This is a genomic window from Kitasatospora sp. NPDC057500 (assembly GCF_042802195.1).
GTDB lineage: Bacteria > Actinomycetota > Actinomycetes > Streptomycetales > Streptomycetaceae > Kitasatospora.
This window is the reverse complement of sequence record NZ_JBHVER010000068.1, coordinates 1-12,464: the sequence shown is the minus strand read 5'-3', so window position 1 is coordinate 12,464 and position 12,464 is coordinate 1. Positions and strand designations below refer to the sequence as shown.

The window sequence follows — 12,464 nt, the reverse complement described above, 5'->3', positions numbered from 1 at the left end:
AGATGTCGTCCGACCAGACCCCCCGGACCGACCGGCCCGAGCGGGCCGAGAAGCCGTCCATCCTCGGGCCGGCCGCCGGCTTCGGCGTGACCTTCAAGGCCATGTTCAAGAAGCGGCTCACCGAGCAGTACCCGGAGCAGAAGAAGCCCACCGCCCCGCGCTTCCACGGCCGCCACCAGCTGAACCGGCACCCGGACGGCCTGGAGAAGTGCGTCGGCTGCGAGCTCTGCGCCTGGGCCTGCCCGGCCGACGCCATCTACGTCGAGGGCGCGGACAACCGGGAGGAGGAGCGTTACTCGCCCGGTGAGCGGTACGGCGCGGTGTACCAGATCAACTACGCCCGCTGCATCCTGTGCGGCCTGTGCATCGAGGCCTGCCCGACCCGGGCGCTCACCATGACCAACGAGTACGAGCTCGCGGACTCCTCCCGCAAGGACCTCATCTTCACCAAGGAGCAGCTGCTGGTCGGCCTCTCCGAGGGCATGGTCGACACCCCGCACGCGATCTTCCCGGGCGCCGACGAGGGCGCGTACTACCGGGGCGAGATCACCGCGGCGGCGCCCGGAACCGAGCTCCAGGAGCGCACCGAGCGGGAGAAGGAGGCGCAGTCGTGACCGCCGCCCCCGTCGCCCTCGCCGCCGTCTCCGGTGCGGCCTCCACCGGCGAGGCCGTCCAGTTCTGGGTGCTCGCGGTGATCGCCGTCGGCGGTGCGCTGGGCATGCTGCTGATGAGGAAGGCGGTGCACAGCGCGCTCTGCCTGGCCGCCACCATGCTCGCCCTGGCGGTCTGTTACATGGCCCAGGGCGCGGTGTTCCTGGGCGTGGTGCAGATCGTCGTCTACACCGGCGCGATCATGATGCTCTTCCTGTTCGTGGTGATGCTGGTCGGCGTGACCAGCGCGGACTCGCTGAAGGAGCAGCTGAAGGGCCAGCGGTTCGCCGCCCTGCTCTGCGGGCTCGGCTTCGGCGTGCTGCTGGTCGCCGGGATCGCCAACGCAAAGCTGGACACCTTCGCCGGCCTCTCCGAGGCCAACGCCGAGGGCAACGTCCAGGGCCTGGCCCGGCTGATCTTCACCAAGTACGTGTGGTCCTTCGAGGTCACCGGCGCGCTGCTGATCACGGCGGCGATCGGCGCCATGGTGCTGACCCACCGCGAGCACGTGAAGGCCCCGAAGACCCAGCGCGAGCTGGCCGCCCAGCGGGTCGCCGACAACCTCCAGGTCCCGCCGCTGCCCGCGCCCGGCGTCTACGCCCGGCACAACGCGGTGGACATCCCGGGCCTGCTGCCGGACGGCTCGATCGCCGAGGACTCGGTGATGGCGACCCTGCGCGAGCGCGGCCAGATCCGCGACGTCAGCCAGGAGATGCTGGCCCGGATGGCCGAGCTGGAGTCCACCACCGCCGACTGGCTGGGCCGCCCGCCGTCCGAGCGCCCGCCGGTGACCGGACCGCGCCAGGCGCTGGAGCCGGTGGCCGCCAACCACACGGCGCCGGCGAACCGCCCGGCGTCCGACCACGACGAGGAGGGGGCGGAGTGAATCCGGTCAACTACCTCTATCTCTCCGCCCTGCTGTTCACCATCGGCGCCTCCGGCGTGCTGATCCGGCGGAACGCGATCGTCCTGTTCATGTGCGTCGAGCTGATGCTCAACGCCTCCAACCTGGCGCTGGTCACCTTCTCCCGGATGCACGGCAACCTGGACGGCCAGATCATCGCGTTCTTCACCATGGTGGTCGCGGCGGCCGAGGTCGTGGTGGGCCTCGCGATCATCGTCTCGATCTTCCGGACCAGGCACTCCGCTTCGGTCGACGACAGCAACCTGATGAAGCTGTAGGCGGAGGGCCTCGGTGAACTCTCTCATTCCGCTGCTGGTCGCGGCCCCGCTGGCCGGCGCCGCCCTGCTGCTGCTCGGCGGCCGGGCCTTCGACCGCTTCGGCCACTGGTTGGCCACCGCGCTCGCCGCACTGTCCTTCGGCTTCGGCCTCGCGCTGTTCTCGTCCATGCTGGGCCGGGACGCCGAGGAACGGGCCGTCACCGAGCACCTGTTCAGCTGGATCCCGGTGAACGGCTTCCAGGCCGACGTCGCCTTCCGGCTCGACCAGCTCTCGATGACCTTCGTCCTGCTGATCACCGGCGTCGGCACGCTGATCCACCTCTACTCGGTGGGCTACATGGCGCACGACGAGCGCCGGCGCCGGTTCTTCGCCTATCTGAACCTCTTCCTGGCGGCGATGCTGCTGCTGGTGGTGGCCGACAACTACCTGCTGCTGTACTTCGGCTGGGAGGGCGTGGGCCTCGCCTCGTACCTGCTGATCGGCTTCTGGCAGCACAAGCCGAGCGCCGCGACGGCCGCCAAGAAGGCGTTCATCGTCAACCGGGTCGGCGACCTGGGCCTGTCCATCGCGATCATGCTGATGTTCGTCGAGTTCGGCTCCTTCGCCTTCGAGCCGGTCTTCGCCACCGCGGACAGCGCGAGCGAAGGCAAGCTGACCGCGATCGGCCTGATGCTGCTGCTCGCCGCCTGCGGCAAGTCCGCGCAGGTGCCGCTGCAGTCCTGGCTCGGGGACGCGATGGAGGGCCCGACCCCGGTCTCCGCGCTGATCCACGCGGCCACCATGGTCACCGCCGGCGTCTACCTGATCACCCGCTCCGGGGCGATCTTCAACCTGGCGCCGGACGCCCAGACCGCCGTCGTGGTGGTCGGCACGGTCACCCTGCTCTTCGGTGCGATCGTCGGTTGCGCCAAGGACGACATCAAGAAGGCACTGGCCGGCTCGACCATGTCGCAGATCGGCTACATGATCCTCGCGGCCGGCCTCGGCCCGATCGGCTACGCCTTCGCGATCATGCACCTGGTGACCCACGGCTTCTTCAAGGCCGGGCTGTTCCTCGGCGCCGGGTCGGTCATGCACGGCATGAACGACGAGGTGAACATGCGCCATTACGGCGGCCTGCGGAAGTACATGCCGGTCACCTTCGTGACCTTCGGCCTCGGCTACCTGGCCATCATCGGCTTCCCGGGCCTGTCCGGCTTCTTCTCCAAGGACAAGATCATCGAGGCGGCGTTCGCCAAGGGCGGCACCGAGGGCTGGATCCTCGGCCTGTGCGCCCTGACCGGCGCCGCGGTCACCGCGTTCTACATGACCCGGGTGATGATCCTGACCTTCTTCGGCGAGAAGCGCTGGCAGCCGGACGCCGAGGGCCGCGAGCCGCACCCGCACGAGTCGCCGCGCACCATGACCGTCCCGATGATCCTGCTGGCGGTCGGCTCGGTGTTCGCCGGCGGGCTGTTCGCCTTCAACGACTCCTTCCTGAACTGGCTGGAGCCGGTCACCGGCCACGAGCACGGTCACTCGCCGCTCGGCGCACTCACCGTCACCCTGCTCACCAGCGCCTGCATGGTGGCCGGCGTCGGGCTCGCGTACCTGGTGTACGGCCGCTCCGCCGTCCCGGTGGTGCCGCCCTACGGCTCCCCGCTGACCCGGGCCGCCCGCCGGGACCTGCTCCAGGACGACTTCAACCACGCCGTCCTGGTCCGCCCCGGCTCGGCGCTCACCGCCGCCTTGGTCTACTTCGACAGCCGCGGCCTGGACGGCTTCGTCAACGGCCTGGCCGCCACCATCGGCGGCGTCTCCAGCAGGCTGCGGCGGATCCAGAACGGCCACGTCCGCTCGTACGCGCTCTCCATGTTCGGCGGCACGCTGGTGCTGGTCGCCACGACTCTCCTGATGAGGTCCGTCTGATGCACCCGGATTACACACGTCGTCAGGAGGCCGAGGCATGAGCGTCCTCCTCACCGCCACCTGCGCGGTTCCGGCGGCCGGCGCGGTGGTCACCGCCGCCCTCCCGGCCGGGACCACCGAGGGCCGGCGGCGGACCGCCAAGACGGTGGCGCTGGTCTTCTCCGCCGTCACCCTGGCCCTGGCCGGCGCGGCGGCCGTACGGTTCGACCCGGACGGCGCGCGCTACCAGCTGACCGAGTCCTACAGCTGGATCCGCTCCTTCGGCATCACCTTCTCGCTCGGCGTGGACGGCATCGGCGCCGTGCTCGCCCTGCTCACCGCCGTCCTGGTGCCGGTCGTGCTGCTCGCCTCCTGGCGTGACGCCGACCCGGCCCGACCCGCGCCGGCCGCCGAAGGGGCCGCCGACCGCGACACCTTCGAGGCGCGGCGCCGCACCCAGGGCTTCTTCGCCCTGGTCCTGGCGGTGGAGGCGATGGTGATCGTCTCCTTCTACGCCACCGACGTCTTCGTCTTCTACGTCTTCTTCGAAGCCATGCTGATCCCGATGTACTTCCTCATCGGCGGCTTCGGCGACCGGGCGGGCGGCCCCGAATCGGCCCGCCAGCGCTCCTACGCGGCGGTCAAGTTCCTGCTCTACAACCTGCTCGGCGGCCTGGTCATGCTGGCCGCCGTGATCGGCCTGTACGTGATCGCGCAGGACCAGGGCCTGGCCACCTTCGACCTGCAGACGCTGACCGGCGCGGTCGCCGACGGCCGGCTGGAGTTCAGCGGCGCCGCCGAGAAGGCGCTGTTCCTCGGCTTCTTCTTCGCCTTCGCGGTCAAGGCCCCGCTCTGGCCGCTGCACACCTGGCTGCCGAACGCGATGGGCGAGGCCACCGCCGGCACGGCCGTGCTGATCACCGCGGTGGTCGACAAGGTCGGCACCTTCGCGATGCTCCGCTTCTGCATCGGGCTGTTCCCGGAGGCCTCGAAGACCTTCGCCCCGGCGATCCTGGTCCTCTCGGTGATCGGGATCATCTACGGCGCGCTGCTGGCGATCGGCCAGAAGGACATCAAGCGGCTGGTCGCCTACGCCTCGATCTCGCACTTCGGCTTCATCATCATGGGCATCTTCGCGCTGACCAGCCAGGGCCAGAGCGGAGCCACCCTCTACATGGTCAACCACGGCATCTCCACCGCCGCGTGGATGCTGGTGGCCGGCTTCCTGATCTCCCGTCGCGGCTCCCGGCTGATCGCCGACTACGGCGGCGTGCAGAAGGTCGCCCCGGTACTGGCCGGCACCTTCCTGATCGGCGGCCTGGCCACCCTGTCGCTGCCCGGACTGGCGCCCTTCGTCAGCGAGTTCCTCGTCCTGGTCGGCACCTTCACCCGGTACCCCGCGATCGGCATCGTCGCCACCTTCGGCATCGTGCTCGCCGCGCTGTACGCCCTGCTGCTCTACCAGCGCACCATGACCGGCCCGGTCAAGGAGGGCATCGGCGGCATCCCGGACCTCAAGGCCCGCGAACTCGCCGTGGTGGCCCCGCTGGTGGCGCTCACCGTGCTGCTCGGCGTCTACCCGAAGCCGCTCACCGACCTGGTCAACCCCTCGGTGAACGCGACCCTCTCGCAGGTCCACCAGACCGACCCGGCGCCGGCCCACCCGGTCGCCGACCACGGAACCGCCCAGGACGGGACCGCCCGCTCAGGAGGTGAGCACAAGTGAGCACCGGATGGCTCGCCGCCGCCGGCGGCGGTACCCAGAGCATTCCCGCGCCGCACATCGAGTACGGCCAACTCTCGCCGATGCTGGTGGTGTTCGGCGCCGCCGTGACCGGCATCCTGCTGGAGGCCTTCCTGCCCCGGCGGGCGCGGCACTGGGCCCAGGTGGTGACCGCGCTGACCGGCCTGGCCGGCGCCTTCGTCGCCGTCCTGGTGCTCGCCGCCCAGGGCTACGGCACCACCAAGGTCGATGCGATCGCGATGGGCTCGATCGCCCTGGACGGCCCGGCGCTGTTCCTCCAGGGCGTCATCCTGCTGGTCTCGGTGGTCGCGGTGCTGACCTACGCCGAGCGCCGGCTGGAGCCGAAGGCCGGGGGAGCGCCGGCCGACGCGTTCGCCGCCCAGGCCTCCGCCACGCCCGGCGGCGAGCAGGAGCGCGGCGCGATCCGGGCCGGCTTCACCACCAGCGAGGTCTTCCCGCTCACCATGTTCGCGGTCGGCGGCATGCTGCTGTTCCCCGCCGCCAACGACCTGCTGACCATGTTCGTGGCGCTGGAGGTCTTCTCCCTCCCGCTCTACCTGCTCTGCGCGCTGGCCCGGCGCCGCCGGCTGCTCTCCCAGGAGGCGGCGGTCAAGTACTTCCTGCTCGGTGCCTTCGCCTCGGCCTTCTTCCTGTTCGGCACCGCGCTGCTGTACGGCTTCGCGGGCACCGTGCGGCTCGGCGAGATCGCCGACGTCGTCTCCGGCAACGTGCTGCCCACCCCGGCGCTGGTCTCCTCGACCCAGAACGACGCGCTGCTGCTGGTGGGCCTGGCGATGCTCTCGGTCGGCCTGCTCTTCAAGGTCGGCGCGGTGCCGTTCCACTCCTGGACCCCGGACGTCTACCAGGGCGCGCCGACCCCGGTCACCGGCTTCATGGCGGCGGCGACCAAGGTGGCCGCGTTCGGCGCCGTGCTGCGGCTGTTCTACGTGGCCTTCCCGGCTCTGCGGCTGGACTGGCGGCCGGTGCTCTGGGGTGTGGCGATCCTCACCATGGTGGTCGGCGCGGTCCTCGCCGTCACCCAGCAGGACGTCAAGCGGCTGCTCGCCTACTCCTCGATCGCGCACGCCGGGTTCATCCTCACCGGCGTGATCGCCAGCAACCGGCAGGGCGTCGGCTCGGTGCTGTTCTACCTGCTGGCGTACTCCTTCGTGACGCTCGGCGCGTTCGCCGTGGTCACCCTGGTGCGCGACTCCAAGGGCGAGGCCACCCACCTGTCCAGCTGGGCCGGCCTGGGCCGGCGCTCCCCGCTGGTCGCGGCGGTGTTCGCGCTCTTCCTGCTGGCCTTCGCGGGCATCCCGCTGACCTCCGGGTTCACCGGCAAGTTCGCGGTGTTCCAGGCCGCGGCGGCCGGCGGGGCCACCCCGCTGGTGATCGTGGGCGTGCTCAGCTCGGCGGTGGCGGCGTTCTTCTACATCCGGGTCATCGTGCTGATGTTCTTCTCCGACCCGCAGCCGGGCGGCCCGACCGTCGCCATCCCGAGCGCCTTCACGGCGACCGCGATCGGCGTGGGCGTCCTGGTCACGGTGGGCCTCGGGCTGCTGCCGCAGTACTTCCTGGACCTCGCCTCGAAGGCCGTGTTCTTCGTCGGCTGACCATCCGCACGCGGCCCGGGCCGACCGCCCCGCCGAAAGGTCCGGCCGGCCGCTCCCACGACCGTCCGGGTCGCGCCCCCGCGCGCGGCCCGGACCTGGCGTTCGGGCATCCGTGCTGGCCAGCGGGGACGCCCCGGGCATGACAGAGCCGCACGCCCGTGCAGTGATCCACTCGCGACCGGATACCCTGCCTGTATGGCCAGCGGCGGCACTCAGGGACCGGGCCGCTAGATCGACCAGGGACAGAGGAGTGGTCTTCGTGACCGTCGTGGGACCCTTTGGGCTCAGCGTGCAGGACCGCGATCTGACCCGCGACGTCCAGGCCGGGATGGACGCGGTGGAGATCGCGCTCACCGACGCCGTGAAGAGTGACGTCCCGTTCATCACCGTCACCGCCAGCCACCTGATGGAGGCCGGCGGCAAGCGCTTCCGCCCACTGCTGGTGCTGCTCGCCGCCCAGTTCGGCGACGCCAACGCACCCGGGGTGGTCCCGGCGGCCGTGGTCGTCGAGCTGACCCACCTCGCCACGCTGTACCACGACGACGTCATGGACGAGGCCCCGGTGCGGCGCGGCGCCCCCAGCGCCAACTCGCGGTGGGACAACTCGGTCGCCATCCTGACCGGCGACTTCCTCTTCTCCCGCGCCTCCCAGGTGCTCGCCGACCTCGGCCCGGAGGCCGTCCGGCTGCAGGCCGACGCGTTCGAGCGGCTGGTCACCGGCCAGATCCTGGAGACCGCCGGCCCCGGCCCGGAGGACGACCCGCTCGACCACTACCTGAACGTGCTGGCCGGCAAGACCGGCTCGCTGATCGCCGTCTCCTGCCGGATAGGAGCGCTGGCGGCGGGCGCCGAGCCGTGGGTGATCGACATCCTCAGCGCCTTCGGCGAGCGGATCGGCATCGCCTTCCAGCTGGCCGACGACGTGCTGGACATCGCCAGCGACGGCGAGGAGTCCGGCAAGACCCCCGGCACCGACCTGCGCGAGGGCGTGGAGACGCTGCCGACCCTGCTGCTGCGCCAGATGCCCGCCGACCCCGCCGACCCGGCCGACGCCCGGCTGCGCGAGCTGCTCCGCAAGGACCTCGCCGACGACGAACTGCACGCCGAGGCACTGCTGCTGCTGCGCCGCCACCCGGCGCTGGAGCACGCCCGCCGGGAGACCCTGCGGCACGCCGAGGAGGCCCGCGCGCTGCTGGACCCGCTCCCGGGCGGCCCGGCCAAGGACGCGCTCCAGGCGCTCTGCGACTCGGTGGCCATCCGCACCATGTGACGGCCCGACGGCCCGACGGCCCCGCCCGGAGCGGGCGGGGCGAATTGCCGCCCGCGGTCCCGAGGGGCGCGCGGATGGGGGAGACTGACACCCGTCAGCACCGTGTCCGCACCTCCGCCCACCCGGAAGGCCGCCATGCTTCGCGTCGTCATCGCCGAGGACTCCGTACTGCTGCGGGAGGGCCTGACCAGGCTGCTCACCGACCGCGGCCTGGAGGTCGTGGCCGGTGTCGGGGACGGCGAAGCGCTGATCAAGACCATCCACGACCTGGCCGCCGACGGCGCGCTGCCCGATGTGGTGGTCTCCGACGTGCGGATGCCCCCCACCCACACCGACGAGGGCCTGCGGGCCTGCGTCACCCTGCGCGGCCGCTACCCGGAGCTCGGCGTGCTGGTGCTCTCGCAGTTCGTCGAGGAGCGCTACGCCTCCGAACTACTGGCCGGCTCCACCCGGGGCGTCGGCTACCTGCTGAAGGACCGGGTCGCCGAGGTCCGCGAGTTCGTGGACGCGGTGGTCCGGGTCGCCGAGGGCGGCACCGCGCTGGACCCGGAGGTCGTCCAGCAGCTGCTGAGCCGCAGCCGCAAGGGCGATGTGCTGGCCGGGCTGACCCCGCGCGAGCGCGAGGTGCTGGGGCTGATGGCGGAGGGCCGGACCAACACCGCGGTGGCCAAGCAGCTGGTGGTCTCGGAGGGCGCGGTGGAGAAGCACGTCAGCAACATCTTCCTGAAGCTGGGGCTCGCGCAGAGCCCCGGGGACCACCGCCGGGTCCTCGCGGTGCTCACTTATCTGAATTCCTGACCGGCTCGCCGACGCCCACTTCGAAGAGGGTGTTCGCACTCGAACCGAACCGTCCATCCGCGGGTCCAAACCGGTCGTTCGCGGCGTTTTTCGAGGGCGCGGCGGTGATTTTCCGCCGCATCGGGGAGTTCCGTCCAAGGCAATCCTTACCCGCATAGGATGCGAGAGGTGCACCAGGCGGACGGGGCACACGGCTCACGCCCGCGGCTGGTGCCCACGAGGAGGTCCGCGGCAGTGACCAGTCAGGTCGATCAGTCAGAAGCAGTGGACGGCTCGGACGGCGACGAGGGCCGCTCCGGGCCCGGCGGGGGCCGCTCCGGCCCTGCCGTGCCGGTCGGTCCACAGCAGCGGGGCACCAAGCCGATCCGCAGGCTGGACCGGGTGATCATCAGGTTCGCCGGGGACTCCGGCGACGGCATGCAGCTCACCGGGGACCGCTTCACCTCGGAGACGGCGTCCTTCGGCAACGACCTCTCCACCCTGCCCAACTTCCCGGCCGAGATCCGCGCCCCCGCCGGAACGCTGCCGGGCGTCTCGTCCTTCCAGCTCCACTTCGCCGACCACGACATCCTGACCCCGGGGGACGCGCCCAACGTCCTGGTGGCGATGAACCCGGCCGCCCTCAAGGCCAACCTCCCCGACCTGCCGCGCGGCGCGGAGATCATCGTCAACACCGACGAGTTCACCAAGCGCGCGCTGGCCAAGGTCGGCTACGCCGCGGACCCGCTGGCGGACGGCTCGCTGCAGGCGTACCACCTGCACAAGGTGCCGCTCACCACGCTGACCCTGGAGGCGCTCAAGGACAGCGGACTGGCCCGCAAGGACGCCGAGCGGGCCAAGAACATGTTCGCGCTGGGCCTGCTCTCCTGGATGTACCACCGCCCGACCCGCGGGACCGAGTCCTTCCTGCGCACCAAGTTCGCCAAGAAGCCGCTGATCGCCGAGGCCAACATCAACGCCTTCCGGGCCGGCTGGAACTTCGGCGAGACCACCGAGTCCTTCGCGGTGTCCTACGAGGTGCCGCCGGCCAAGCTGCCGCCGGGCCGCTACCGCAACATCTCCGGCAACCTCGCGCTCTCCTACGGCCTGATCGCCGCCGCCCGCCGCTCCGGCCTGCCGCTCTACCTGGGCTCCTACCCGATCACCCCGGCCTCCGACATCCTGCACGAGCTCAGTCGGCACAAGAACTTCGGCGTGCGCACCTTCCAGGCCGAGGACGAGATCGCCGGCATCGGGGCGGCGCTCGGCGCGGCCTTCGGCGGCGCGCTCGGCGTCACCACCACCTCCGGCCCCGGCGTGGCGCTCAAGAGCGAGACCATCGGCCTGGCCGTCTCGCTCGAACTCCCGCTGCTGGTGGTGGACATCCAGCGCGGCGGCCCCTCCACCGGCCTGCCGACCAAGACCGAGCAGGCCGACCTGCTCCAGGCGATGTTCGGCCGCAACGGCGAGGCCCCGGTGCCGATCGTGGCCCCGGCCACCCCGGCCGAGTGCTTCGACGCGGCGCTGGAGGCGGCCCGCATCGCGGTCACCTACCGCACCCCGGTCTTCCTGCTCTCGGATGGCTACCTGGCCAACGGCTCGGAGCCCTGGCGGATCCCGGCGGTCGACGAACTGCCCGCGATCGACCCGGACTTCGCCACCGACCCGAACCGCGAGGACGGCTCCTACTGGCCGTACCTGCGCGACCCGCAGACGCTGGCCCGCCCCTGGGCGCTGCCCGGCACGCCCGGCCTGGAGCACCGGATCGGCGGCATCGAGAAGCAGGACGGCACCGGCAACATCTCCTACGACCCGGCCAACCACGACTTCATGGTCCGCACCCGGCAGGCCAAGGTGGACGGCATCACGGTGCCCGACACCGAGGTCGACGACCCCTCCGGCGAGGCCAGGGTCCTGGTGCTCGGCTGGGGCTCGACGTACGGACCGATCACCGCCGCCGTCCGCCGGGTCCGGGCCGACGGCGGCGAGATCGCCCAGGCCCACCTGCGCAACCTCAACCCCTTCCCGGCGAACCTCGGGACGGTGCTGCGCAGTTACGACAAGGTCATCGTGCCCGAGATGAACCTGGGCCAGCTGGCGCTGCTGCTGCGCGCCAAGTACCTGGTGGACGCGGAGTCCTACAACCAGGTGCGCGGACTTCCCTTCAAGGCCGCGCAGTTGGCGGACGTGCTGTGGGCGGCGATCGGCACCCTGGACGAGGAGGACAACCGATGAGCGAGCGCTTCCCCTCGTTGCGGCTGGTGCCGAAGGCCGATTCGCCGCAGAGCGCCAAGGAGTTCAAGACCGACCAGGAGGTGCGCTGGTGTCCCGGCTGCGGTGACTACGCGATCCTGGCCGCGGTGCAGGCGTTCATGCCGGAGCTGGGGATCAGACGGGAGAACACCGTCTTCGTCTCCGGCATCGGCTGCTCCTCCCGGTTCCCGTACTACATGAACACCTACGGGGTGCACTCGATCCACGGCCGCGCCCCGGCGATCGCCACCGGCCTGGCGACCTCGCGGCGGGACCTCAGCGTCTGGGTGGTCACCGGCGACGGCGACGCGTTGTCGATCGGCGGCAACCACCTGATCCACGCGCTGCGCCGCAACGTGAACCTGAAGATCCTGCTGTTCAACAACCGCATCTACGGCCTGACCAAGGGCCAGTACTCGCCGACCAGCGAGCTCGGGAAGATCACCAAGTCCACGCCGATGGGCTCGCTGGACGCGCCGTTCAACCCGCTCTCGCTGGCCATCGGCGCGGAGGCCACCTTCGTCGCACGGACCATCGACTCCGACCGCCGGCACCTCCAGACGGTGCTGCGGGCGGCGGCCGAGCACGAGGGCACCGCGCTGGTGGAGATCTACCAGAACTGCAACATCTTCAACGACGGCGCCTTCGAGGTGCTGAAGGAGGCCGGCACCCGGGACGAGGCGCTGATCCGGCTGGAGCACGGGCAGCCGGTCCGCTTCGGCGCGGACCGCGCCCGGGGCGTCTTCCGCGGCGCCGACGGCGAGCTGTTCGTCGACGCCGTCACCGCGCAGAACGAGTCGGCCGTACTGGTCCACGACGCCCACGCGGCCGGCCCGTCCACCGCGTTCGCGCTCTCCCGGATCGCCGACGCGGACACCCTGCACCACACCCCGATCGGCGTGCTGCGCGACGTCCGCCGTCCGGTGTACGACGAGCTGATGGCCGACCAGCTGGCGACCGCCGCCGCCGACCGCGGCGAGGGCGACCTGGCCGCGCTGCTCGCGGGCGGCGACACCTGGACGGTCGACTGAGCCCGTCCGGAGCGACGAGAACGGCGGCGCCCCCGGCCCTTCCCGGCCTGTCTCG

The 12,464-nt window shown here is 71.3% G+C and carries 10 protein-coding genes; all 10 read left to right on the top strand.

The features are described from left to right. The first annotated feature begins 2 nt into the window (after nt 1–2). A complete protein-coding gene (gene nuoI / locus ACFU74_RS16910; RefSeq protein WP_380757223.1) occupies nt 3–614 on the top strand; it encodes an NADH-quinone oxidoreductase subunit NuoI in 612 nt (203 codons plus the stop codon). Next, nucleotides 611–1,537, top strand: a complete 927-nt coding sequence (locus ACFU74_RS16905) for an NADH-quinone oxidoreductase subunit J (RefSeq protein WP_380757221.1) — start codon at nt 611–613, stop codon at nt 1,535–1,537. Before nuoI ends, ACFU74_RS16905 begins: the two co-directional genes overlap by 4 nt. After that, entirely contained in the window at nt 1,534–1,833 is a 300-nt protein-coding gene (gene nuoK / locus ACFU74_RS16900) for an NADH-quinone oxidoreductase subunit NuoK (protein WP_030300898.1), read from the top strand. The genes ACFU74_RS16905 and nuoK overlap by 4 nt, the downstream gene beginning before the upstream one ends. A 13-nt stretch (nt 1,834–1,846) precedes the next feature. Then, nucleotides 1,847–3,742, top strand: a complete 1,896-nt coding sequence (gene nuoL / locus ACFU74_RS16895; RefSeq protein ID WP_380757220.1) for an NADH-quinone oxidoreductase subunit L — start codon at nt 1,847–1,849, stop codon at nt 3,740–3,742. A gap of 37 nt (nt 3,743–3,779) precedes the next feature. Beyond that, a complete protein-coding gene (locus ACFU74_RS16890; protein WP_380757218.1) occupies nt 3,780–5,447 on the top strand; it encodes an NADH-quinone oxidoreductase subunit M in 1,668 nt (555 codons plus the stop codon). Next, entirely contained in the window at nt 5,444–7,078 is a 1,635-nt protein-coding gene (gene nuoN, locus ACFU74_RS16885; protein ID WP_380757216.1) for an NADH-quinone oxidoreductase subunit NuoN, read from the top strand. Before ACFU74_RS16890 ends, nuoN begins: the two co-directional genes overlap by 4 nt. A gap of 259 nt (nt 7,079–7,337) precedes the next feature. Then, nucleotides 7,338–8,348: a polyprenyl synthetase family protein gene (locus ACFU74_RS16880; protein WP_380757214.1), complete on the top strand. Its 1,011-nt coding sequence runs from the start codon at nt 7,338–7,340 to the stop codon at nt 8,346–8,348. A gap of 135 nt (nt 8,349–8,483) precedes the next feature. Next, the gene (locus ACFU74_RS16875) at nt 8,484–9,146 is read left to right on the top strand and encodes a LuxR C-terminal-related transcriptional regulator (RefSeq protein WP_380757212.1); all 663 of its coding nucleotides are present in this window, start codon (nt 8,484–8,486) and stop codon (nt 9,144–9,146) included. Between the two features lie 234 nt (nt 9,147–9,380). Further along, entirely contained in the window at nt 9,381–11,360 is a 1,980-nt protein-coding gene (locus ACFU74_RS16870) for a 2-oxoacid:acceptor oxidoreductase subunit alpha (protein WP_380757210.1), read from the top strand. Then, nucleotides 11,357–12,409 (top strand): 2-oxoacid:ferredoxin oxidoreductase subunit beta, encoded by a 1,053-nt coding sequence (locus tag ACFU74_RS16865; protein ID WP_380757208.1) that lies wholly within the window; start codon nt 11,357–11,359, stop codon nt 12,407–12,409. The genes ACFU74_RS16870 and ACFU74_RS16865 overlap by 4 nt, the downstream gene beginning before the upstream one ends. Nucleotides 12,410–12,464: the final 55 nt, after the last annotated feature.